23 protein-coding genes are annotated in these 23,024 nt (G+C 52.0%); all 23 read left to right on the forward strand.

The window, feature by feature from the left end:
* The first annotated feature begins 21 nt into the window (after positions 1 to 21).
* Complete coding sequence (fliF, locus tag ACFOE0_RS22030; protein ID WP_248934772.1) at positions 22 to 1,710, forward strand: flagellar basal-body MS-ring/collar protein FliF; 1,689 nt, start codon at positions 22 to 24, stop codon at positions 1,708 to 1,710.
* Entirely contained in the window at positions 1,703 to 2,749 is a 1,047-nt protein-coding gene (gene fliG / locus ACFOE0_RS22035) for a flagellar motor switch protein FliG (RefSeq protein ID WP_248934676.1), read from the forward strand. The genes fliF and fliG overlap by 8 nt, the downstream gene beginning before the upstream one ends.
* A complete protein-coding gene (gene fliH / locus ACFOE0_RS22040; RefSeq protein ID WP_248934677.1) occupies positions 2,736 to 3,821 on the forward strand; it encodes a flagellar assembly protein FliH in 1,086 nt (361 codons plus the stop codon). The genes fliG and fliH overlap by 14 nt, the downstream gene beginning before the upstream one ends.
* Complete coding sequence (fliI, locus tag ACFOE0_RS22045; RefSeq protein ID WP_248934678.1) at positions 3,790 to 5,130, forward strand: flagellar protein export ATPase FliI; 1,341 nt, start codon at positions 3,790 to 3,792, stop codon at positions 5,128 to 5,130. Before fliH ends, fliI begins: the two co-directional genes overlap by 32 nt.
* A 27-nt stretch (positions 5,131 to 5,157) precedes the next feature.
* Entirely contained in the window at positions 5,158 to 5,601 is a 444-nt protein-coding gene (fliJ, locus tag ACFOE0_RS22050; protein ID WP_248934679.1) for a flagellar export protein FliJ, read from the forward strand.
* A 161-nt stretch (positions 5,602 to 5,762) separates the two neighbouring features.
* Positions 5,763 to 7,418, forward strand: coding sequence for a flagellar hook-length control protein FliK (locus ACFOE0_RS22055; RefSeq protein ID WP_248934680.1), 1,656 nt, complete (start codon positions 5,763 to 5,765; stop codon positions 7,416 to 7,418).
* 89 nt (positions 7,419 to 7,507) lie between these two features.
* Positions 7,508 to 8,023, forward strand: coding sequence for a flagellar basal body-associated protein FliL (gene fliL / locus ACFOE0_RS22060; protein ID WP_248934681.1), 516 nt, complete (start codon positions 7,508 to 7,510; stop codon positions 8,021 to 8,023).
* A 21-nt stretch (positions 8,024 to 8,044) separates the two neighbouring features.
* A complete protein-coding gene (fliM, locus tag ACFOE0_RS22065; RefSeq protein WP_248934682.1) occupies positions 8,045 to 9,073 on the forward strand; it encodes a flagellar motor switch protein FliM in 1,029 nt (342 codons plus the stop codon).
* A 9-nt stretch (positions 9,074 to 9,082) separates the two neighbouring features.
* A complete protein-coding gene (gene fliN, locus ACFOE0_RS22070; RefSeq protein WP_248934683.1) occupies positions 9,083 to 9,472 on the forward strand; it encodes a flagellar motor switch protein FliN in 390 nt (129 codons plus the stop codon).
* An 11-nt stretch (positions 9,473 to 9,483) separates the two neighbouring features.
* Positions 9,484 to 9,840, forward strand: coding sequence for a flagellar biosynthetic protein FliO (fliO, locus tag ACFOE0_RS22075; RefSeq protein ID WP_380712764.1), 357 nt, complete (start codon positions 9,484 to 9,486; stop codon positions 9,838 to 9,840).
* 8 nt (positions 9,841 to 9,848) lie between these two features.
* On the forward strand, positions 9,849 to 10,592 hold the full coding sequence (fliP, locus tag ACFOE0_RS22080; RefSeq protein WP_380712811.1) for a flagellar type III secretion system pore protein FliP: 744 nt from the start codon (positions 9,849 to 9,851) through the stop codon (positions 10,590 to 10,592).
* The gene (fliQ, locus tag ACFOE0_RS22085; RefSeq protein ID WP_115134909.1) at positions 10,589 to 10,858 is read left to right on the forward strand and encodes a flagellar biosynthesis protein FliQ; all 270 of its coding nucleotides are present in this window, start codon (positions 10,589 to 10,591) and stop codon (positions 10,856 to 10,858) included. The genes fliP and fliQ overlap by 4 nt, the downstream gene beginning before the upstream one ends.
* Positions 10,859 to 10,861: 3 nt before the next feature.
* Positions 10,862 to 11,659 (forward strand): flagellar biosynthetic protein FliR, encoded by a 798-nt coding sequence (gene fliR / locus ACFOE0_RS22090; protein WP_248934685.1) that lies wholly within the window; start codon positions 10,862 to 10,864, stop codon positions 11,657 to 11,659.
* Positions 11,659 to 12,792, forward strand: a complete 1,134-nt coding sequence (gene flhB / locus ACFOE0_RS22095; protein WP_248934686.1) for a flagellar biosynthesis protein FlhB — start codon at positions 11,659 to 11,661, stop codon at positions 12,790 to 12,792. The genes fliR and flhB overlap by 1 nt, the downstream gene beginning before the upstream one ends.
* A 123-nt stretch (positions 12,793 to 12,915) precedes the next feature.
* The gene (gene flhA / locus ACFOE0_RS22100; RefSeq protein WP_248934687.1) at positions 12,916 to 15,015 is read left to right on the forward strand and encodes a flagellar biosynthesis protein FlhA; all 2,100 of its coding nucleotides are present in this window, start codon (positions 12,916 to 12,918) and stop codon (positions 15,013 to 15,015) included.
* 11 nt (positions 15,016 to 15,026) lie between these two features.
* Positions 15,027 to 16,424 (forward strand): flagellar biosynthesis protein FlhF, encoded by a 1,398-nt coding sequence (flhF, locus tag ACFOE0_RS22105; RefSeq protein WP_248934688.1) that lies wholly within the window; start codon positions 15,027 to 15,029, stop codon positions 16,422 to 16,424.
* Between the two features lie 4 nt (positions 16,425 to 16,428).
* Positions 16,429 to 17,310, forward strand: coding sequence for a MinD/ParA family protein (locus ACFOE0_RS22110; protein ID WP_115134902.1), 882 nt, complete (start codon positions 16,429 to 16,431; stop codon positions 17,308 to 17,310).
* Positions 17,303 to 18,022, forward strand: coding sequence for an RNA polymerase sigma factor FliA (locus ACFOE0_RS22115; protein ID WP_115134900.1), 720 nt, complete (start codon positions 17,303 to 17,305; stop codon positions 18,020 to 18,022). The genes ACFOE0_RS22110 and ACFOE0_RS22115 overlap by 8 nt, the downstream gene beginning before the upstream one ends.
* Positions 18,023 to 18,064: 42 nt before the next feature.
* Entirely contained in the window at positions 18,065 to 18,448 is a 384-nt protein-coding gene (gene cheY / locus ACFOE0_RS22120; protein WP_115134899.1) for a chemotaxis response regulator CheY, read from the forward strand.
* An 11-nt stretch (positions 18,449 to 18,459) separates the two neighbouring features.
* Positions 18,460 to 19,200, forward strand: coding sequence for a protein phosphatase CheZ (locus tag ACFOE0_RS22125; RefSeq protein WP_248934689.1), 741 nt, complete (start codon positions 18,460 to 18,462; stop codon positions 19,198 to 19,200).
* A 17-nt stretch (positions 19,201 to 19,217) separates the two neighbouring features.
* Positions 19,218 to 21,398, forward strand: coding sequence for a chemotaxis protein CheA (locus ACFOE0_RS22130; RefSeq protein WP_248934690.1), 2,181 nt, complete (start codon positions 19,218 to 19,220; stop codon positions 21,396 to 21,398).
* Between the two features lie 17 nt (positions 21,399 to 21,415).
* Entirely contained in the window at positions 21,416 to 22,555 is a 1,140-nt protein-coding gene (locus ACFOE0_RS22135; protein WP_248934691.1) for a protein-glutamate methylesterase/protein-glutamine glutaminase, read from the forward strand.
* Positions 22,548 to 23,018 (forward strand): hypothetical protein, encoded by a 471-nt coding sequence (locus tag ACFOE0_RS22140; protein ID WP_248934692.1) that lies wholly within the window; start codon positions 22,548 to 22,550, stop codon positions 23,016 to 23,018. Before ACFOE0_RS22135 ends, ACFOE0_RS22140 begins: the two co-directional genes overlap by 8 nt.
* The last annotated feature ends 6 nt before the right edge of the window (positions 23,019 to 23,024 follow it).

Here is a 23,024-nt window from a genome sequence, read left to right on the forward strand (position 1 = left end):
GAGTGAGCTGTGAGTACTGAAATGGTTGTGGGCAGTGGAGATTCGGCAGATGCCGCCACTGCACAGGAAAACAAACCCGGCGTGGTTGCCAGTATGGGCGGAGTGGATGTGTTAAAGCAGATCACTATGATTCTCGCGCTGGCTATCTGTTTGGCTGTCGCCGTATTTATTATGTTCTGGGCGCAGGAGCCAGAGTATCGTCCGCTGGGCAAGATGGATACCCAGCAGATGGTTGAGGTATTGGATGCCCTGGATAAGGCCAGAATCCCCTACGAAATAGACGTCGATGTTATCAAGGTACCGGAAGAGCAGTATCAGGAAGTCAAAATGCTGCTGTCCCGGGAAGGTGTTGATGCCATTGGGGCCGGTGAGCAGGACTATCTCAGCAAGGATTCAGGCTTTGGTGTAAGCCAGCGTATGGAACGTGCGCGTCTGAAAGCCAGCCAGGAGCAGAATCTGGCCCGTGCCATTGAAGAGCTCAACAGTATTAACCGTGCCAAAGTAATTCTGGCACTGCCCAAGGAAAATGTATTCGCCCGCCATCGCAGCCAGCCAAGCGCAACTGTGGTACTGACCACTCGTCGTGCCGGCCTTGATCAGGGTGAAGTGGACGCCGTAGTGGATATTGTGGCGTCAGCGGTTGAAGGTTTGGATCCAACCCGGGTGACAGTGACAGACGCCAATGGCCGTTTGCTTAACTCCGGCAGCCAGACAGGTGTCTCTGCCCGTGCCAGACGTGAGCTTGAGCTGGTGCAGCAGAAGGAAGCTGAATACCGGGCCAAGGTTGAATCTATTCTTATCCCTATTCTGGGCCCTGAGAACTTTACATCTCAGGTCGATGTGAATCTTGATTTCACTGCCGTGGAAGAGACTGCACAACGTTATAACCCGGATCTGCCAGCTCTGCGCAGTGAGATGACGGTTGAAAACAACTCCAACGGTCAAACCATTGGCGGCATTCCCGGCGCGTTGACCAATCAGCCTCCTATGGAAGCCAATATTCCACAGAATGCGGCAGATGCCGCGGCAGCCAGTTCAGAATCCAGTGGCAGTAGCCACAGAGAGGCAACCCGCAACTATGAGCTGGATACGGTTATCAGTCATACCCGTCAGCAGGTGGGCAATGTTCGTCGCGTCAGTGTTTCTGTGGCTGTGGACTTTAAAGCCGGTGCTGCCGCTGAAAATGGCGAAGTGACCCGGGTTCCCCGTACCGCAGAGGAGCTGGCCAATATTCGCCGTTTAATTGAAGGAGCTATTGGTTTCAGCACCCAGAGAGGCGATGCCATCGAAGTGGTGACAGTACCCTTTATGGATCAGTTGGTGGAGTCTGGCCCGGCGCCGGAAATGTGGGAACAGCCCTGGTTCTGGCGAGCAGTTAAACTGGTATTGGGGGCTCTGGTTATTCTGGTGCTTATCCTGGCTGTGGTAAGGCCTATGCTCAAGCGCCTTATCTACCCCGACGCGGACAATATGCCCGATGAACCTGGACTGGGTAATGAGCTGGCAGAAATTGAAGACCAATATGCTGCCGATACCCTGGGTATGCTCAAGCCCCATGATTCAGAGTACTCCTATGCAGAAGACGGCTCCATCACCATTCCGGATCTGCACAAGGATGACGACATGATTAAAGCAATTCGGGCTCTGGTAGCCAATGAGCCTGAATTGTCGACCCAGGTGATTAAGAACTGGTTGGCAACAAATGAATGATAAAGTGAAAGAAAAAGGCGGTGAGGGCGGAGCCTTCAACGTTGAAGAACTCTCCGGCATTGAGAAAACGGCGATTTTGCTGCTTAGCCTGAGCGAGTCCGACGCGGCTTCCATTATGAAGCACCTGGAGCCTAAAGAGGTTCAGATGGTGGGTAAAAATATGGCGGCAATGCGGGACTTTGGTCAGGAAAAGGTGATTGCCGTTCACAAGCTGTTTCTCGACGATATTCAGAAATACTCCTCCATTGGTTTCAACAGTGAAGAGTTTGTGCGTAAAGCGCTGACAGCCGCTCTGGGTGAAGATAAAGCTGGCAATCTGATTGAACAGATTGTGATGGGCAGTGGCGCCAAAGGTCTGGAGTCGCTCAAATGGATGGACCCACGTCAGGTGGCGACCATTATTGCCAACGAACACCCGCAGATCCAAACCATTGTGCTGTCCTATCTCGAACCGGATCAGGCGGCCGAGATCTTCTCTCAGTTCCCTGAAAATACTCGTCTTGACCTGCTGATGCGTATCGCCAACCTGGAAGAGGTTCAGCCAGCGGCTTTGCAGGAATTGAACGACATTATGGAGAAGCAGTTTGCCGGTCAGGGTGGTGCTCAGGCAGCGAAGATGGGTGGCCTGAAAGCGGCTGCCAACATTATGAACTTCCTGGATACCGCGGTGGAGTCTCAGATTATGGAGACTATGCGCGAGGCAGACGAAGAGATGGCACAGCAGATCCAGGATCTGATGTTCGTATTCGACAACCTGATCGATGTCGACGACAGAGGTATTCAGGCCTTGCTGCGTGAGGTTCAGCAGGAAGTGCTGATGAAAGCGCTTAAGGGGGCCGAGGAAGGACTCAAGGAGAAGATTCTGGGCAATATGTCCAAGCGTGCTGCAGATATGCTGCGTGACGACCTTGAAGCCATGGGGCCAATCCGTATCAGCGAAGTGGAGCTGGCCCAGAAAGAGATCCTCGGTGTTGCCCGTCGATTGGCTGATGCCGGTGAGATTATGCTAGGCGGCGGTGGTGGCGATGAGTTCCTCTGATACTGACACCAAGGTTGTAACAGGTCGCAAGCCCTATTTGAGCGGCGATGATACCCGGCTGTTTGAAGCCTGGGATTTGCCCAATGTCGGCATGTCAGACACAGCCCCAAAGTCGGATGCTTTTGGCTACAAAGAGCGCCTGGGCCGACCTGATGAGGAAGAGTCAGAGAACATGATGCCGCCCACCATGGCGGAGCTGGAGCAAATTCGAGCCGAAGCTGAGCAGGAGGGCTTTGCTGAAGGAAAGGAGCAGGGCTACCGCGAAGGCCTGGAGCAGGGTCATACCCAGGGTCATGAACAGGGTATGGCAGAAGGGCTGGAGCAGGGACGTCAACAGGGATTCGATGAAGGGATGCAGCGCAGCACAGAGGTGCTGGCCAAGCTCGAGTCTGCCATGGCTAAGCTGCAGGCTCCTTTGGCGTTACTGGATACCGAAGTGGAAATGGAGCTGGTGAAGTTTTCCATGATGCTGGCGCAGTCTGTGGTGATGGCAGAGTTGAAAACTCACCCGGAGCATGTGCTGACGGCCTTGCGCCAGGGCGTTGATGCTCTTCCCATTAAACAGCAACAAGTGAGTATCAGAGTTCATCCTGAAGATGCGCGTCGGGTAGGCGAAGCCTACAGCCACAGTCAGTTGGAAAAACAGGGGTGGGAGATTGAATCCGACCCAACCCTGAGTGAAGGCGACTGCCTGGTGCAGACGCAGCGTTCTCAGGTCGATCTGAGACTGTCTGAGCGACTGGCTAAAGTGCTGGCTATGCCGGATGAGCAGCTGGCTGAATTGCAGCGTGACTATGACAGTCGCAGGCATGAACTCGAGGCATCTAATCAACTCAGTCAACAATCCATCAACAAGGAACAGACCATCGATAGCAATGCTGTTGACGCTGAGGGTGTTGCTGAAAGCTCTTCCATTGAAGAGCCAGCGCAGGAGCCTCAACCCGATGACACATCCCCATTGAGCAGTGAGCATCAGCCGATTGCCAGCGGTGAAGGTGAATCAAACATTGCAGAGCAGGCTGATAAGCAGGAGGCAGATGATGGACAGCAGCAAGAGCCAACTGCTGACTAATATCCGTAAACAGCAGCACAGCATTCCCCCTTATCGTCCTGTAGCTAGCGGTCAGTTGGTACGTGTGGTGGGGTTAACCCTGGAGGCTTGTGGTTGCCGCGCGCCTGTGGGCAGTCTGTGCGCCATTGAGACCATGGGTGGCGAGATGGTCGCCGAAGTCGTGGGTTTTGATGATGAACTGCTTTATCTGATGCCGGTGGATGAACTTCTGGGGGTACTGCCCGGAGCCAGAGTCACACCACTGGGAGAGAAAAGCCGTCTGCCGGTGGGGTTGGCACTGCTTGGAAGAGTATTGGATGGCAGTGGTCAGCCTCTTGACGGGCTGGGACCGCTTAAAACCAGTGAAACGGCACCGGCACACAGTCAACCTATCAACCCTCTGACCCGCGAGGCGATCACTCAACCTTTGGATGTTGGGGTGCGGGCAATCAATGCCATGTTGACCGTAGGTAAGGGCCAGCGCATGGGGCTGTTTGCTGGCTCGGGTGTAGGTAAAAGTGTGCTGATGGGCATGATGACCCGGGGCACGGCTGCCGATATCGTGGTGGTTGGTCTGGTGGGGGAACGTGGCCGTGAGGTGAAAGAGTTTATTGATGAGATCCTGGGTGAGCACGGGCGGGCAAGATCCGTGGTCGTTGCTGCTCCAGCTGATAACTCACCATTAATGCGTTTACGCGCCTGCGAAACGGCAACCCGTGTCGCTGAGTATTTCAGAGAGCTGGGGTACAGCGTACTGCTGTTGATGGACAGTCTCACCCGATATGCTCAGGCCCAGCGGGAAGTGGCTCTGGCTGTGGGTGAGCCCCCGGCAACCAAAGGTTATCCGCCATCAGTATTTGCTCGTTTGCCACGCCTGGTTGAGCGTGCCGGCAATGGCGCCCCGGGAGAGGGCTCAATTACTGCTTTCTATACGGTACTGACCGAAGGGGATGACCTGCAGGATCCTATTGCCGATGCCGCAAGGGCGATTCTGGATGGTCATATCGTGCTGTCCCGAACCCTGGCAGATGCAGGACATTATCCCGCGATTGATATTGAGGCTTCTATCAGCCGGGTCGCGCCTATGGTGATATCACCTGAGCACCTTGATGCCATGCGTAAGGTGAAACAAACCTATTCCCTCTATCAACAAAACCGCGACCTTATTTCTATTGGTGCTTACAGTCAGGGCAGTGATCCCAGAGTGGATAACGCCATCAGGTTACAACCGGCGATGAATGCGTTTTTGCGTCAGACCATGAAGGAAACCGTGTCGCTGGAAAGCAGTCAATTGATGATGACTCAGATGGCCGCGCAGTGTCAGGTCTAGCGTCGGATGTAGTCTGGGAGAAGTTGAATGGCTAAAGATCCTTTGTTCACCGTTTTGTCCCTGGCCAAAGAGGCTGAAGAGCAGGCGGCACTGCAGTTGCGGGCTGCCCGGGGCGAGCTGCAAAAGCGTCAGGCCCAGTTGCAGGCGCTTAACAGCTATCGTCTTGAGTATATGCAACAGCTGAAAGATAAAGCCGGTGGCCATATCAGTGTGACTTTTTACCAGCAGTTTCATAAGTTCATCAAGCAGATTGATGATGCAATTGAGCAGCAGGTTAACTCGGTCGCCGAAGGCCAGGAGATGCAACAGCACAGGCAGCAAAACTGGCTGCAGAAACAGCAAAAGCGTAAGGCTGTAGAGCAGTTACTGGACAAGAAAGCCAAAGCAGCCGAGCAAAGGATGGTGAGACTGGAGCAGAAGCAAACCGATGAGTTCGCCATGCAACAGTTTCATCGACGTAATCTGAGATAGTGCCCTTTGCGAAACCTGTCGTTGATTCTTTCCCGCCCCAACTTCTTATCGATTTAACCACCCTAACCTAAGGTTTTTGGCAAGGTATTTGCTTTACATATTCCAGTCTATTGTGACTGTCGGCGGAATGACACAAGACCGACAGAATAGCGGAGGTTAATATGCAGCAGGTCAGTTCTATTCTTCTGGGTGGCAATAAAGCCCCTTCCGGCTCGAACAAAGAGAGTCAGGGAGAAGGCTTTTCAGAGATGTTTTCCGAGATCCAGAAGCAATACCAGGACGCCGAAACCCATGAGGCAGCCAGGGCGCAGAAAGGCTCTGTAACCCTTGATGACACTGAAGAAGTCAGCAATGTGGACGAGTCTATGCTGGCGCAGCAAGGCGTGTCTGATGAGGAGGTCCGCGCTGAGGCGTCTGAAGAAGAGTTGAAGCTGGTGGCTGAAGAAGAGGTTGAGTCCGGGCTTTCTGGCCAGGAGGATACTGAAAGTGACGCTATACCTGCTGCAGTGGATCTGCTGTTCGCGCAAATCGGTCTGGCCCAGAATTGGCAGACTAAGCCCGAGGGGGGCGTTGAGTTGCCGCCAGAGGGGGAAATAATTGTCCACCTACAAAGCAATCCCGGCAAAGTCGAAGGGTTGGAGCAGCTGATGACTCTGCTGGGCAGTGATGAGGTTGACCCTGCTGAGATTGAAAAGCTGCTTGCTCAGCAGCCAGAGCTGAAAAGCCTGATTGGGGCGTTATTGTCTTCTGACCCGGAGATAAAAGGTAAAGTGGACGCAATGTCCACCCTGATCAAAGAGGGAGAACTTGATCTGCAAGCCCTTTCCAGGCTGACCGATATTCCTGTCACCAGTCTGGCCAAAATGGACAAGGCTGAGTTGCAGGCTCTTATTTCAAAGCTGGATATGTTGCCGCCAAAGATACAGCAGCAACTCACTGCTCTAATTGAAAAGAATGTGCAGCCTATCAAGGCTGAAAACAGTGTGGGTAAGGGTGGAGAGCTGCCAACCAGTGGTCGTGACGCTCAGATTCCCAGTACAGCTGCACAGACTGCTGAGCCGAGCAAAACTCAAAATGCATTAAGCGCCTCCACTTCTGTGACAGCCTCGTCTCAGACTGCGCTATCAGCAAACCGTGAAGAGCTGCCAAAGCACAATCCTGATATCAAATTGCTTACACCTGAGCTGGTTGGCAAAGGTGAAAAGATTAGCTTGTCCGATGCCGCTGTCCAACTGCAAAGGGCTGAATTGACTCTGACTGCGGGAGATGCAGAAGATGCTGCCGAAAGAGTCAATCAACTGACGCAGAACCAGGGCGCGATGACCCAAACTCACCGCAGCGAAGTTCCTCAATTCCAGCTTTCTGTGCGCCAGGGACAGGAAGCTCAGGTGCAACAGCAGAATATGGTTCAAAAGTTTGCGCCTTTGATGCAGCAGCAACTGGTCAATATGGTGAGTAAAGGGATCGGGCAGGCAGAGATTCGACTGGACCCGCCTGAGCTGGGGCAGATGATGGTCAGGATCCAGGTCAACGGTGACCAAACTCAGGTGCAGTTCCAGGCGATGCAGCAGCAAACCCGGGACATGCTGGAACAGGCCATCCCCAGACTGAGAGAAATGCTGCAGTCACAGGGAATGGAGTTGGCAGACAGTCAGGTTTCATCCCAGGACAGTTCATCCGGTGGTCAGGGAGACGGCGAAGCCAATAGCGCTTCAGGCGGTAATAACCCGGATTCGGATGAAAATGCAGCAGACGCTCAGACAAGTACAATAAATCCGACCCGCACAGGAACCTCAGGTATAGATTATTACGCCTGAGTGAGTAACCTATACTGGAAGTCAGGAGTCGGAATATAAATGAAATTATTCCGGGACTTAGCGGGTAGATAAAACACAAGGATGCAAATATGGCTGACGAATTGGAATTGGAAGAAACAGAAAAGCCCAAAGGCAAAGGTAAGCTGTTTCTGATTATCGGTATTGTGGTGGTTTTGCTTGGCGGTGGTGCGGCGGCATTTCTGATGATGGGAGGTGAAGAACCTGCCGCAGAAGAAGCTGCATCCGGCGGAGAAGCTGTTGCGCAAGTTGAAGAAACCAATACCGGGGAAGCCAAGTATGTGGGAATGCCCAGACCCTTCCTGTTTAACCTTGCCGGACCTCAAAAGAGTCGGCTGGTCGAAATCAAAGTGCAGTTAATGGTACGCGGTGACGAAAATGAAGTGACCGCCAAGAAGCACATTCCCCTTATTGAAGACGCGCTGCTGTCCACATTCAGTACCGCAGATGTCAGCAAGTTAAAAACTCAGGTTGGTAAAGATGACCTGAGGCAGAAAGCCCTGCTGAACGTGCAGAACACCCTGAATCCGGTTGCCGGAAAGAAAGTGGTGGAGAAAGTACTGTTCACCGGTTTTGTAATGCAGTAACCCGTTACCAGAGGCCTTAGCGTGACCGACTTATTAAGCCAAGACGAAATTGATGCTCTGCTCCATGGAGTCGATGACGTCGAAGAAGATTCTCCCGGCGATGGTGGGGGGGCCACCCAGTCGTTTGATTTTTCTTCGCAGGATCGAATCGTCCGTGGCCGGATGCCGACCCTTGAGCTGGTGAATGAGAGATTCGCCCGCCACCTGAGGATCAGCATGTTCAATATGATGCGTCGCGCAGCCGAGGTGTCTATTAACGGCGTGCAGATGCTCAAGTTCGGTGAATATGTACACACTCTGTTTGTTCCGACCAGCCTTAATATGGTGCGTTTCAACCCATTGAAAGGCACCGCACTGATTACCATGGAAGCCAGGTTGGTCTTTATTCTGGTGGATAACTTCTTCGGTGGTGATGGCCGCTTTCACGCCAAGATTGAGGGCCGGGAATTCACTCCGACCGAGCGCCGGATTGTGCAGCTGCTGCTGAAAATCATCTTTGAAGATTACAAGGACGCCTGGGCACCGGTAATGGATGCCGAGTTTGAATATCTGGACGCCGAAGTTAACCCGGCCATGGCTAACATTGTAAGCCCGACAGAAGTTGTGGTGATTAGCTCCTTCCATATCGAAGTGGATGGTGGTGGTGGTGATTTCCATATCACCATGCCGTACTCCATGATTGAGCCGATTCGAGAGCTGCTGGATGCCGGTGTTCAGAGTGATACCCAGGATACGGATATTCGCTGGTCCAAGGCACTGCGCGAAGAAATTATGGATGTGGAAGTCGGTGTCGAGGCTCAGGTAGTCGAGAAGACTGTGAGTCTGCGGGATGTGATGGAGCTGAAAGCGGGTGACATTATTCCGGTGGAGATGCCTGAATACATCATTATGGATGTTGAAGAGCTCCCCAGTTTCCGCTGTAAACTCGGCCAGTCAAAAGACAACCTGGCATTAAAGGTCTACGAAAAGATACCGCGGCCTGAAACTGTGAAATCAGAATTGCAGCTGATTACCCGTAAAGGGAAATCCAAAAATATAGATGACTTATAAGGTGTTTGTATGAGTGAAGAAGATATCGGAGATGATTGGGCTGCTGCCATGGCCGAGCAGGTCGAAGAGGAGGCTGCTGCACAGGCGGTAGAGCTTGATGAGCTTAAAGATGAATCCAGCCCGCTGTCTGACGAAGAACAGGCCAAGCTGGACTCGATTCTGGATATTCCCGTGACCATTTCAATGGAAGTGGGTCGCAGTTTTATCAGTATTCGTAACCTGCTGCAGTTGAACCAGGGCTCAGTGGTTGAATTGGACCGAGTGGCAGGTGAGCCTTTGGATGTGATGGTTAATGGCACCCTGATCGCCCACGGCGAAGTGGTTGTGGTTAACGACAAGTTTGGTATTCGTCTCACAGACGTGATAAGTCAGACAGAGCGGATCAAGAAGCTCAAGTAAGCAGGCAAGTAATGATGACAATAATGGCGGCCTCTGCGGCCGCTCAGACGGCGACACCTTCATCCAACCTCGCCACCATGGCCAGCATGGTGGGTGGTTTGATTTTGGTGCTTTTGCTGATCTTCGCGCTGGCCTTTTTGGTTAAGCGTTTCAATCTGGTTCCCAGCAGCAACGGCAAGATGAAAACCCTGGCGGTAACGCCTTTGGGGCAAAAAGAGAAATTGGTGTTGGTGGAGGTAGGGGAGCAGCAGTACCTGCTTGGTGTCACTCCTCATCAAATCAATCTGATAGACAAACTTGAACAGCCTATAGATATAACCCCCACAAGTTTTGCTGAACAACTGCAAAAGGTGAGATCACAGCAATGATGAAAAGGATGGCCTGGTTGGCAGGGATGCTGCTGATGATTCTGAGCAGCGCGGCGTTTGCCGATAATGGCATACTGCCGGCTGTCACTGTCACTCAAACTCCTGACGGCGGCACTCAATACTCGGTGACCATGCAGATCCTGCTGTTGATGACAGCGCTGAGCTTCCTGCCCGCCATGGTCATCATGCTCACCTGCTTCACCCGTATTATTGTCACTCTCTCTATTCTCAGACAGGCAATCGGTCTGCAGCAAACCCCGTCCAATCAGGTGTTGATTGGTCTGAGCCTGTTTATGACCATGTTTATTATGTCACCGATTTTCAGCGAGATTTACGATGTCGGTGTAAAGCCCTATATGGATGAGCAACTGACACTGCAGCAGGCCTATGACAGGGGCAAAGAGCCGCTGAAAGCCTTTATGCTGGCTCAAACCCGGGTGACAGATCTCAAGACCTTTATTGATATTGCCGGTTACGACAATATCAGTACGCCGGAGCAGAGTCCCATGAGCGTGATAGTCCCGGCGTTTATTACCAGCGAGCTTAAAACCGCTTTCCAAATCGGCTTTATGTTGTTTATCCCATTTCTGGTGATTGACCTGGTAGTGGCCAGTATTCTGATGGCCATGGGTATGATGATGCTGTCTCCCATGATTGTGTCGTTGCCTTTTAAAATCATGTTGTTTGTGTTGGTGGATGGCTGGACTCTGGTAATGGGGACGCTGGCCAATAGCTTTGGACTCGGCACATGACACCAGAATCCCTAGTCGATATCTTTCGTGAAGCCCTGGCGGTGATTGTGATGATAGTCTCCGCCATCGTCGTTCCTGGCTTGTTGGTGGGATTGGTTGTCGCTGTATTTCAGGCGGCGACCTCCATCAACGAACAAACCCTGAGTTTTCTTCCCCGTCTGCTGGTCACCCTGCTGGCATTGATGTTTCTGGGCCACTGGCTTATTCAGAAGTTGATGGATTTCTTTATGCAGATGGTGCAGTTAATCCCGGTTGTGGTGGGGTAGCTTTTGGATATCCTGATGGATACCATCAACAGTGCGCTGGCTGCGTACCTGTGGCCCTTTGTTCGCGTCTCTTCCATGTTGATGGTGATGGTTGTCTTTGGTGCGACTACCACGCCTGCAAGGATCAGGCTATTGGCCGCTGTAGCTATCACCTTTGCCATTGCCCCAATATTACCTCCCATGCCGGGCATAGAGCTGTTTTCCCTGGCTGCTGTGTTTGTGATCGCCCAGCAAGTTCTGATTGGCAGCGCCATGGGATTGGTGACCATTCTTATCGTACAGACCTTTGTGCTCACGGGGCAGATTATTGGTATGCAGACTAGTTTGGGTTTTTCCTCAATGGTCGACCCGTCATCCGGCCAGCAGACTCCAGTGGTAGGTAACCTGTTTTTGCTGCTGACGACCATGATTTTTCTGGCGGTGGATGGTCATCTGACCCTTATTCGCATGGTGGTGACCAGCTTTGAGACTCTGCCGGTTTCCATGGCGGGGATAAGCGTCGAGAACTACCGTACTTTGGCGGAGTGGGGCAGCACCATGTTCACCAATGCGCTGACCATGGCGATGTCTTCCATTGTCGCGCTGTTGATGATTAACCTCTCCTTTGGGGTGATGACCCGGGCGGCGCCCCAGCTCAATATTTTTGCCATAGGCTTTCCTATTACAATGATCAGCGGTCTGATCATTCTGTGGCTGACGCTGTCACCTGTGATGGCACATTTTGATCAGGTCTGGACCAGTGCTCAAATCCTGCTATGTGACATTGCCAATCTGCAGTGCCGCGTGGATGGAGGACTCTGATGGCGGAGAATGATACCAGTCAGGAAAGGACTGAAGAGGCCACCCCCAAACGATTACAGGATGCGAAATCTAAAGGGCAGGTGGCCAGATCCAAAGAGTTGGGCACGGCCGCTGTGTTGCTTGCCGCCGCGTTTGGATTTTTGATTACCGGTCCCTCACTGGCGTTGGCGTTGGACAGCGTCATGACCCGCTTGTTTACCATGACGCGGGAGCAGGTATTCGACACCAACCATATGCTGAATATCTGGCAGATAGTGTTTGCCGAGCTGGCCATGCCTATGTTGGTGTTTATCAGTATTCTTGCTGTGGTCTCTTTTGTGGGGAATATCTTGCTGGGGGGGATAACATTTTCCTCCTACGCCATTATGCCCAAAACCTCCAAAATGAGCCCAATTAACGGCTTTAAGCGAATGTTTGGTATTCAGGCGCTGGTGGAGCTGGGCAAGGGACTGGCAAAATTTTCTGTGGTAGCAATAACGGCTTTTACCCTGCTGTATATCTATTTTGAAGAGATTCTCTCTCTGTCTAAAGAGTATATGCCGGGCAATCTGCATCATGCGCTGGACCTTCTGGTGTGGCTGTTCATCCTGCTTTGTTCTTCGATACTGATTATTGTGCTGATAGATGTGCCGTTTCAGATCTGGAATCACAATAAACAGCTAAGGATGACCAAGCAGGAAGTGAAGGACGAGTACAAGGACACTGAAGGTAAGCCGGAAGTTAAAGGTAAGGTCAGACAGCTGCAGCGGGAGATGGCACAGCGACGTATGATGGCGGAGGTGCCAAATGCTGACGTTATCGTCGTTAACCCGGAGCATTACGCGGTTGCGGTCAAATATGACATCAGCCGTTCTTCAGCGCCTTTTGTGCTGGCCAAAGGGGTGGATGAAGTCGCATTCAAGATCCGTGAAATTGCCCGGGAGTATGAGATTCCTATCGTCTCAGCGCCACCGCTTGCCAGGGCAATTTACCACACTACCAAAATCGACCAACAGGTCCCTGAAGGTCTGTTTACCGCGGTGGCACAGGTGTTGGCCTATGTGTTCCAGCTTAAGCAATACCAGCAGGGGAAAGGCCGACGTCCCACTCCTATTCCTCTTAATCAGCCTATTCCCGATGAGCTGAAACACTGATCTCTGGTGCTGTCTCTGTCATCTCAGATTATCCGGGTTAACCCTTTCAAACATTGCACTAATTAAACTTGGTGCGCTATTTGCTTTTCCACTGGTGATGTCAATTATCAGTCGGAAGTTGAGATGGATGTAAAAGCCACTTTAGGGCGGGTGAAAGAGGTCAGGCCCAAGCACCTCAAAGGCATAGGTACTCCAGCATTGGTACTGGCTGCCCTGGCTATGGTCGTACTGCCCATGCCTGCCTTTTTGCTGGATATTCTGTTTTCTTTCAATATTGCTCTGGCTTTGGTGGTGTTGCTGGTTGCCATCTATACCCAGCGTCCTCTCGATTTTGCCGCATTCCCCACAGTACTGCTTATTGCGACGTTGCTTAGACTGGCACTGAACGTTGCTTCTACCCGGGTGGTACTGCTTGAAGGCCATAACGGCGGGGACGCCGCCGGTAAGGTGATTGAGGCGTTTGGTTCTGTGGTGATAGGTGGCAACTATGCCGTAGGTCTGGTGGTGTTCCTGATCCTGATTATTATCAACTTTGCCGTGGTCACCAAAGGTGCCGGTCGTATTTCAGAAGTGAGCGCCCGCTTTACTCTGGATGCTATGCCAGGTAAGCAGATGGCGATTGATGCCGACCTTAACGCAGGCATTATCAATCAGGAACAGGCCAGGCAGCGACGTGATGAAGTCACCAAAGAAGCTGACTTTTACGGTGCAATGGATGGTGCCTCAAAGTTTGTTAAAGGGGATGCCATTGCGGGCATCATGATCCTGGTTATCAATATCATCGGTGGCTTCGTTATCGGCATGCTGCAGCATGATCTGGACTTCTCCACTGCAGCCGAAATTTATACCCTGCTGACCATAGGTGACGGACTGGTTGCACAAATTCCGGGTCTGTTGCTCTCTATTGCCGCCGCTTTGATGGTGACCCGTCAGAATGAAACCGGCGATATGGGCCAGATGGTGATGAGCCAGATGTTTGACAGCCCAAAGGCACTGGCTATCGCGTCTGGTGTATTGCTGATTATGGGGCTGGTTCCCGGCATGCCGCATCTGGTGTTTCTGAGTTTTGCCGGTTTAACAGGTTATGGTGCCTGGTACATTCGAAAACGGGCAGAAGTTAAAAAGCAGGAAGCACTGGAGAAGGCCAAGGAGGGCGAGCTGGATCCCATGAAGAGCCAACCCAAAGAGCTCAGCTGGGATGATGTACAGCATGTTGACACCATAGGTCTGGAGGTGGGCTATCGACTCATCCCTCTGGTTGATAAAGGGCAGGGCGGAGAACTGCTGGGCCGGATTAAAGGGGTCCGTAAAAAGCTGTCTCAGGAGTTGGGTTTCCTGGTGCCTGCAGTGCATATTCGCGACAACCTCGACCTGGCGCCTAACGCCTATCGTATTTCACTTATGGGAGTGGTTGTCGGTGAAGCAGAAGTACGCCACGACTGCGAGCTGGCAATCAACCCAGGCCAGGTGTTTGGCAAGCTGGAGGGCACGCCAACCCGTGATCCGGCCTTCGGTCTGGAGGCCGTGTGGGTAACACCTCAGCAGCGTGAGCACGCGCAAACTCTGGGTTATACCGTCGTTGATGCTGCCACAGTGGTGGCGACACATATCAGTCAATTGTTGACCAACAATGCTTCCAAGTTGCTGGGTTATGAAGAAGTGCAGCAGTTACTGGATATGCTCAGCAAGCAATCACCCAAGCTGGTAGATGGCTTTATTCCTGATGTGATGAGCCTGGGGAATGTGGTGAAGGTGATGCAGAACCTGCTCAATGAAGGTGTTTCTATCCGGGATATGCGCACCATTATTCAGACCCTGCTGGAGTATGGCAGCAAGAGTAATGATACCGAAGTTTTGACCGCCGCGGTTCGTATCGCCTTGAAGCGGATGATAGTGCAGGAGATAGCCGGACCTGAAGCCGAAATCCCCGTCATTACTTTGGCGCCAGAGCTGGAACAAATGTTGCATCAGTCTATGCAGGCAACCGGAGGGGAAGGCCCGAATATCGAGCCCGGCCTTGCAGAGCGAATGCAGCAGTCACTGGCAGATGCGGCTCAAAGGCAGGAAATGGTGGGGCAACCGGCAATTTTGCTGACATCAGGCATGCTGCGCTCCACCCTGTCCCGGTTTATTAAATACACCATCCCCAATATGCGGGTGATCTCTTATCAGGAAGTTCCTGATGAGAAACAGATAAGAATTGTGTCTGCCGTCGGTCAATAGAGGGTTGATAAGTGAAGATAAAACGATTTTTCGCAAGAGATATGAGAACGGCCCTGGCTCAGGTCAAAGATACCCTGGGGTCTGATGCCGTGATCATGTCCAACAAAAAAGTGGCCGGTGGCATCGAGATTGTCGCTGCCGTTGATTATGACGACCCCAAGCCAAGACAAAGTCCGGCGGCTCCCGCCACCATGGGTATGAACGAGGATACAGTTTCCCTCGGTAAGAGCAATGTGGTTAAGACTCGCAGCAATGCACCTGCTCAGGCTCAAAAGGTCCCGGCAGACTCTCTCCAGGCACTGCTTGAGCGTCAGCAGCAAAGGTTGAGTGAACAAAGTCGCCAGCCTGAACCTGAGCCGGAACTGCCTGCCTGGGCTCGCGGCCTGACAGAAGCGGCGCAGCCACAGTCTCAGCAACAATCAAGACCAGAGCAACGTCGTGCTCAGGCACCATCGCAGGCACAAATGCAGGATGTGGCTCCCGGCGTTGCCGAGTTACGTGAAGAGATGTCAGCGTTACGTGCGCTGCTGACTCACCAGGTTTCAAGCCTGATGACGGAGCAAAGGGAGCGTCATGATCCCGTCGGTGCCATGTTGCAGCAAAGATTGCGTCAGGCTGACTTTTCTCCTGAATTGGCGGCGAAATTATCAGCACTCAGTCAGCATTATGAGCCAGCTGAGCTGGTAAAGACTCTGCCTCAGAGTCTGGCGAATATGTTGGATAACCGAGGGGACGATATCGTCAAGCAGGGCGGTGTTATCGCTTTTGTGGGGCCAACCGGAGTGGGTAAAACTACGACGCTGGCAAAAATAGCCGCCAGATTTGCCGCATATCATGGGGCCGATCAGGTTGCACTGATAACAACTGATCATTATCGTATCGGTGCCTATGAGCAACTGGCAACCTATGGCAAAATAATGGGGTGTCCGGTAAAGCAGGCTCATGATTTTAATGAACTTGAGCAGGTTCTTTACCAATTCCGTAACAGGAAACTGGTGCTGATAGACACAGCCGGTATGGGCCAGAGAGATATGCGCCTGTATCAGCAACTGGACAATTTGGCTGCGAACAAACGCTTACCTATCAGAAGTTATCTGGTGATGTCAGCGACAGCGCAACGCAAAGTCATGCAGGATGCAGTGAAACATTTCAAGCGAATTCCTCTTTCCGGTGCAATACTGACAAAGCTGGATGAGTCTGTTTCTTTGGCCGGTGCTCTCAGTGTTTTGATTCAAAACGCCTTGCCATTGAGCTATGTGACGGACGGGCAGCGGGTACCTGAAGACCTCAGTGTTGCCGACACCCTGGCGCTGGCCAAACAGGCGCTGGCGGTGCTGGAGCAAAGAGACGATGAGGAATTCATGCCACAATCTGGCCGGTCAGAAGAGATGACCTATGCATTTGAGTAGAGAGATGACCCGGGATCAAGCAAGCGGTTTACGTACTATGAATCAACCATATAACGAAAAAGTAAAAGTAATAGCCGTAACCGGTGGTAAAGGTGGCGTTGGTAAAACCAGCGTATCGATTAACACCGCGGTTGCGTTGGCGGAAAAGGGTAAACGTGTTCTGGTTTTGGACGCTGATCTCGGTTTGGCCAATGTCGATGTCATGTTGGGCTTAAGAGCCGAGCGAAATCTGTCGCATGTATTATCCGGTGAAGCTGAACTGGACGACATCGTGGTGCGTGGTCCTAAAGGGATTGGCATTGTGCCGGCGACATCCGGTACTCAGGGCATGGTGGAATTGAGCCCTGCACAGCATGCGGGTCTGATCCGTGCTTTCAGTGAAATGCGCACTCAGTTTGATGTGCTGATTGTTGATACTGCGGCAGGTATTTCAGACATGGTGCTGAGTTTCTCCCGTGCGTCGCAGGATGTAATGGTCGTGGTTTGTGATGAGCCCACCTCCATTACCGATGCCTACGCATTGATCAAAATTCTCAGCCGTGAGCATGGGGTATTCCGCTTTAAGATTGTCGCCAACATGGTGCGCAGTTTACGTGAAGGAATGGAGTTGTTTGCTAAGCTGAGTAAGGTTACTGACAGATTTCTGGATGTGGCTTTGGAGTTGGTTGCGACAATTCCCTTTGATGAAAACTTGCGTAAATCAGTACGTAAGCAAAAATTAGTAGTAGAGGCGTTTCCAAAATCACCGGCTACTATTGCTTATCACGGACTGGCAAACAAGATAATCAGCTGGCCGGTTCCCCAACAGCCCGGGGGACATCTTGAGTTCTTCGTAGAACGTTTGGTTCAGCGTCCAGAATATCAAGGGGACAGGGCGAGTGAATAAAGCCGCAGCGTATACCTGCTTTGACAATAAAACCGCTATCGTCGAACAGTATGCACCGCTGGTCAAAAGAATTGCGCATCATCTCTTGGCCAGGTTACCGGCCTCGGTGCAGCTGGATGACTTGCTGCAGGCCGGGATGATAGGTCTGCTGGAAGCTGCCGCTAAGTTTGATGGCAGCAAAGGCGCTAAGTTTGAAACTTTTGCCGGGATCCGTATCCGTGGCGCCATGTTGGATGAAATACGGCGTGGAGATTGGGTCCCCCGTTCAGTTCACAAGAACCAGCGCATGGTCGCTCAGGCGATGGATGAGTTGGAACAGGAGCTGGGTCGGGACGCAAAAGATGCAGAAATTGCCAGTCGACTTGATATGTCGCTGGATGAATACCATCATATTCTTAACGATGTTTCCGTTGGGAAAATCATAGGGATAGAAGATTTAGGGGGCACGACTGATTATCTGACTCACAAAGAGGACCTCGATGACGGTTCCTATGAGTTGGTCGCTCAGTCTCAGTTCCAGTCCGCAATGGTAGAGGCGATTAAGCAGTTGCCGGAGCGAGACGCATTGGTGTTGTCGCTTTATTACGATGAAGCACTGAACCTTAAAGAAATTGGTGCCATACTTGAAGTCAGTGAATCGCGAGTCAGCCAGATCCTGAGTCAGGCATTACTGAGACTCAAAGCAAAGCTCAAGCATTGGACGCAGACATAATATTAATAATCGAGCAATTACTAAGGCTCATCGGAGGAAACCTTGGACAAGAATATGAAAATTCTCATTGTTGATGACTTTTCAACCATGAGACGGATCATCAAGAACTTGTTGCGCGACCTGGGATTCAACAACACTCAGGAAGCAGATGATGGATCAACCGCACTGCCTATGCTGCAAAAAGGCGATTTCGATTTTGTAGTGACCGATTGGAACATGCCGGGCATGCAGGGTATCGATTTGCTTAAGGCCATTCGCGCCGATGACAGCCTGAAACACCTTCCCGTACTCATGGTTACCGCCGAAGCTAAGCGCGAGCAGATTATTGCTGCTGCCCAGGCCGGTGTGAATGGCTATGTGGTCAAGCCTTTTACAGCGGCAACGCTGAAAGAGAAGCTGGATAAAATCTTCGAACGACTGGGCTAAGGTAGGCGCGGATGCAGCAGGAAGGGATGTCCGGACTGATCAGCCTGGAAGACGCTCAACGCCTGGTTGAGCTGCTCAGTGCCGGAGAGCAGGAGCAGGCTGATGAGTTGTTCCGGGAAATGGCTTCACCTTTACAGAAAGATCTGTTTGACGAGGTGGGCAAACTCACCCGGCAATTGCACAGCGCTTTGGTGGACTTTCAGGTTGACAGCAAGTTGCAGGAGTTGGCTCAGTCTGAGCTGCCTGACGCCAAAGAGCGCCTGAACTTCGTTATCGATATGACTGAAAATGCGGCCAATAAAACCATGGACGCAGTTGAGGAGTGTTTGCCGCTGGCCGATGCGCTGGCAGTAAACGTTCAGCAGGTACAACCGTCGTGGGACAAGCTGATGCGCCGTGACCTGGACATTGCCGAGTTCAAGAGTCTGTGTCACGACGTTCAACAGTTTATTCAACGCACTGAGCAGGACTCATTACGGGTCAAAGACCTGCTCAACGAAATTCTGCTTGCGCAGGACTTCCAGGATTTAACCGGTCAGATGATCCGCAGGGTGATTCAGCTGGTGAAAGATGTAGAAACCAATTTGGTATCGCTACTGACGGTCTTTGGGGATATCCCTCATTTGGAATCTGAGCCAGAGAAACCTTCGGGTATCGAGGCAGAAGGACCGATTATGAACGCCGAAATGCGAGAGGATGTGGTCGCCGGACAGGATGAAGTCGACGACCTGTTGTCGAGTCTCGGGTTCTAAGCTAAGGAGTCAAGTGAATGGCCTTTGATGTGGATGAAGAGATCCTGCAGGATTTTCTGGTCGAAGCCGGGGAAATTCTGGAGTTACTCCAGGAACAGTTGGTATCCCTTGAGAACAATCCGGATGATACGGAATTGCTCAATGCTATTTTCCGTGGTTTTCATACAGTTAAAGGCGGCGCCGGATTCCTTGGGCTGAACCCCATGGTGGCAGTCTGTCACGAATCAGAAAATACCTTCGACTTGCTGCGAAATGGCAAGCGTGCCGTGACCCCGGAATTGATGGATATCATTCTCCAGGCTGTCGATACCATTAATACCCAATATGAACAGACACAGTCCGGTCAGGAGCAGGAAGAGGCTTCAGATGAACTTCTGGGCAATCTGAAGTTGCTGGCCAGTGGCGCTCCTTTGCCCGCTGAAGGTGGTGAGGAGCCTGCTGCTGAATCAGAAACCGTAGAGGAGGTGGCTGAGGCCGCACCTGTGGACGATGATGGTCTGTTTGAGCCTGAACCGGCTCCCGCTCCTGAGGCCAGTGACGGTGGCTCTATCGATGAGATAGACGAGGGTGAGTTCGAAGCCATGTTGGATGCCCTTCATGGAGAGGGGAATGGACCCGGTGCTGAATCTGAACCTGAGGCCAAATCCCAGGCTCCTGCATCCGACAGTGACGATATTACCGACGACGAGTTTGAAGCTCTGCTTGATGAGCTTCATGGCTCAGGTAGTTTTAAAGGCGAAGCCGGTGGCGATGAGAAGGCGGCAGATGCTGCTCCATCCGATGACATCACAGATGATGAATTTGAAAAGCTGTTGGATGAACTTCATGGCGAAGGCACTGGGCCCAGCCTGAAAGAGACTGAAGCTCCGGCTGCTGCAGCAGCGCCCAAAGCGGCACCCAAAGCTGAAGCCAAGCCTGAGGCTCCCAAGGCAGCGCCCAAAGCTGCTCCGAAGGCGGCAGCTCCTGCGGCTAAATCAGCTCCAGCCCCCGCCAAAGATAAGGCGCCGGCAAAAGCCGTCCCTCAGGGCGAAACCACAGTACGTGTAGACACTGCCCGCCTTGACCAAATTATGAATATGGTAGGTGAGCTGGTACTGGTTCGTAACCGTTTGGTCAGTTTGGGCATCACCCGTGAAGATGAGGAGATGAGTAAGGCGCTGGCTAACCTGGATCTGGTGACCGGTGACCTGCAGGGTGCGGTAATGAAAACCCGCATGCAGCCCATCAAGAAGGTGTTCGGCCGATTCCCCCGTGTGGTACGGGACCTTGCCAGAAGCTTGAAGAAAGATATAGAACTTGTGATGGTGGGTGAGGAAACCGACCTGGATAAGAACCTGGTTGAAGCGCTTGCGGATCCTCTGGTTCACCTGGTTCGAAACTCGGTGGACCACGGTATTGAAATGCCTGATGTGCGCGAGAAGAACGGCAAATCCAGAACCGGTACCATTACTCTGTCTGCAAGTCAGGAAGGTGATCATATCCTGCTGACCATCGAAGATGATGGCGGTGGTATGGACCCGGACAAGCTTAAAGAGATTGCTATTGAGCGTGGTGTTCTGGACGAAGATGCCGCCTCGCGTATGTCAGATAACGAAGCCTATAATCTGATTTTTGCGCCCGGCTTCTCTACCAAAACCGAGATTTCTGATATTTCTGGCCGCGGCGTGGGTATGGATGTGGTGAAAACCCGAATTACCCAGCTCAATGGTACCGTGAATATCGACTCTTCCAAGGGCAAGGGCACCATACTGGAAATTAAAGTACCACTGACGCTGGCAATTATGCCGACGCTGATGGTCGAAGTATCCAAGCAGGTGTTCGCTCTGCCTCTGTCCAATGTGAATGAAATCTTCCATCTGGATTTGACCAAAACCAATGTGGTTGATGGTCAGCGTACAGTGAATGTCAGGGACAAAGCGGTTCCGCTTTTCTATCTGGAAAGCTGGTTGACCAAGGACAGCGCATTCAAACACGGCGATAAGTCTTTTGGCCATGTGGTGATAGTGCAGTTGGCCAATGTATTGGTGGGCTTTGTGGTTGATTCTCTGATTGGCCAGGAAGAGGTGGTGATTAAGCCTCTGGGCAAACTGTTGCAGGGAACACCTGGCATGGCCGGTGCGACGATTACTTCTGATGGTGGTATTGCACTGATTTTGGATATTCCCGGACTGATAAACGCGTACGCAAAAAAACAATAACAAGCCGAAGGATTTAAATGGCGATCAAAGTACTGGTTGTCGATGACTCCAGCTTTTTCAGGCGTCGAGTGTCTGAAATTGTTAACCAGGATCCTGGTCTGGAAGTCATCGGTGCAGCCACTAATGGGGAAGAGGCAATTGCCATGGCCGCCAAATTGCGGCCGGACGTCATCACCATGGACGTTGAAATGCCTATTATGGATGGGATCACTGCCGTAAGACGCATTATGGCGGCGACCCCGGTTCCAATTCTTATGTTTTCCTCTCTTACCCACGATGGTGCCAAAGCCACACTGGATGCCCTTGATGCCGGTGCGTTGGATTTTCTGCCCAAGCGCTTCGAAGATATTGCGACCAATAAGCAGGAAGCCATCACGCTGCTGCAAAATCGCATAAAAGGCATTGCCAGACGTAGAGGTGGCAGTGTTGCTCCTGTCAGGACAAACTCTACCGCTGGCACCTCGCCGGTTAGAGAGCCTTTGGTTAACCGCAGGCCGGAACGTGTGACCCCAAGCCCTGTGTCCGGCCCTGCTGTTGGCAGCGCTCCTGTACCCAAGCGATTTTCAAGCGCCTCGGGTAAACGCTACAAAGCCTTGCTGATTGGAACCTCGACCGGGGGGCCTGTGGCGCTTCAAAAGGTGCTGACGCAACTGCCGACCAATTACCCGTTGCCGATCCTGCTTATTCAGCATATGCCTGCAGCTTTCACGCCTGCTTTTGCCAGTCGTTTGGATGGCCTGTGTAAGATTCGGGTGAAAGAAGCTGAAAACGGGGAGATGTTGCAGCCGGGCTGCGCCTATCTGGCACCCGGAGGCATGCAGATGATGATTGAAAAATCCGGCGGATATGGTCGCATTAAAATTCTCGCCGGTAAGGCCGATATGAATTATAAGCCAAGTGTGGATATCACCTTTGCCTCAGCGTCTAAAATTTATGGTGGCGATATTCTGGCGGTGGTGCTCACTGGCATGGGGGCTGACGGCCGGGAAGGCTCACGTATGCTCAACAACCTTGGGGCGACAATCTGGGCTCAGGACGAAGCCAGTTGTGTGGTTTATGGAATGCCTCAGGCTGTAGTTAATGCTGGTCTTGCCAGCCATATTGTGGGTATTGAGCAGATGGCTGATGCGATTTTGAAAGAGTCATTCAATGGTTAAGTTGTCACCTGTTATCCTGCTGTTGGTGCTGGCGCTGGCAATCAGTATTGGTTGCCTCACCTGGACCGGCTTTATGTTGGTTAAACAGTGGGATGTAAACAACAAGCTGCAAGCTGAAGTGACTGAGTTAAAAGCCTCTCAGGTGATGCTGATGGTGCCTGATAACCAGGCGCAGCAATTGTCTGATTGGCTCGGCAGGAATCCCGAGCAGGTGGATGAATTACTGGAGATGGCCAGAGACAGGGAAAGTTTGAGTGTCGAAATTGAAGGCGATACAAAAGCTGAACCCAGCGTCGGAGCTGATGAAACTGTTACTCCGGCACAAACGTCTGTGACGTCTGAGACCTCTTCGCAACAGCAGCCTGCACAGGGCGTGACAGTCGAATCAGTGAATGACCAGGGTATTAAAATTATTCGTCTGCCCCATGGTGGTATCCGGGTAACGACGCGCGACGATAACTAAATAAAA

The organism is Shewanella submarina, assembly GCF_042646185.1.
Classification (GTDB): Bacteria; Pseudomonadota; Gammaproteobacteria; order Enterobacterales; family Shewanellaceae; genus Shewanella; species Shewanella corallii.

Excerpts from the sequence above, each read along its gene's own strand:
- ACFOE0_RS22110 (WP_115134902.1), top strand. The coding sequence starts at position 16,429 with ATGACCCGGGATCAAGCAAGCGGTTTACGTACTATGAATCAACCATAT.
- ACFOE0_RS22135 (WP_248934691.1), top strand. The coding sequence starts at position 21,416 with ATGGCGATCAAAGTACTGGTTGTCGATGACTCCAGCTTTTTCAGGCGT.
- ACFOE0_RS22125 (WP_248934689.1), top strand. The coding sequence starts at position 18,460 with ATGCAGCAGGAAGGGATGTCCGGACTGATCAGCCTGGAAGACGCTCAA.
- fliG (WP_248934676.1), top strand. The coding sequence starts at position 1,703 with ATGAATGATAAAGTGAAAGAAAAAGGCGGTGAGGGCGGAGCCTTCAAC.
- flhB (WP_248934686.1), top strand. The coding sequence starts at position 11,659 with ATGGCGGAGAATGATACCAGTCAGGAAAGGACTGAAGAGGCCACCCCC.
- fliJ (WP_248934679.1), top strand. The coding sequence starts at position 5,158 with ATGGCTAAAGATCCTTTGTTCACCGTTTTGTCCCTGGCCAAAGAGGCT.
- flhA (WP_248934687.1), top strand. The coding sequence starts at position 12,916 with ATGGATGTAAAAGCCACTTTAGGGCGGGTGAAAGAGGTCAGGCCCAAG.
- fliN (WP_248934683.1), top strand. The coding sequence starts at position 9,083 with ATGAGTGAAGAAGATATCGGAGATGATTGGGCTGCTGCCATGGCCGAG.
- ACFOE0_RS22140 (WP_248934692.1), top strand. The coding sequence starts at position 22,548 with ATGGTTAAGTTGTCACCTGTTATCCTGCTGTTGGTGCTGGCGCTGGCA.
- fliL (WP_248934681.1), top strand. The coding sequence starts at position 7,508 with ATGGCTGACGAATTGGAATTGGAAGAAACAGAAAAGCCCAAAGGCAAA.
- fliH (WP_248934677.1), top strand. The coding sequence starts at position 2,736 with ATGAGTTCCTCTGATACTGACACCAAGGTTGTAACAGGTCGCAAGCCC.
- fliI (WP_248934678.1), top strand. The coding sequence starts at position 3,790 with ATGGACAGCAGCAAGAGCCAACTGCTGACTAATATCCGTAAACAGCAG.
- ACFOE0_RS22055 (WP_248934680.1), top strand. The coding sequence starts at position 5,763 with ATGCAGCAGGTCAGTTCTATTCTTCTGGGTGGCAATAAAGCCCCTTCC.
- fliP (WP_380712811.1), top strand. The coding sequence starts at position 9,849 with ATGGCCTGGTTGGCAGGGATGCTGCTGATGATTCTGAGCAGCGCGGCG.
- fliO (WP_380712764.1), top strand. The coding sequence starts at position 9,484 with ATGATGACAATAATGGCGGCCTCTGCGGCCGCTCAGACGGCGACACCT.
- ACFOE0_RS22130 (WP_248934690.1), top strand. The coding sequence starts at position 19,218 with ATGGCCTTTGATGTGGATGAAGAGATCCTGCAGGATTTTCTGGTCGAA.
- fliF (WP_248934772.1), top strand. The coding sequence starts at position 22 with ATGGTTGTGGGCAGTGGAGATTCGGCAGATGCCGCCACTGCACAGGAA.
- fliQ (WP_115134909.1), top strand. The coding sequence starts at position 10,589 with ATGACACCAGAATCCCTAGTCGATATCTTTCGTGAAGCCCTGGCGGTG.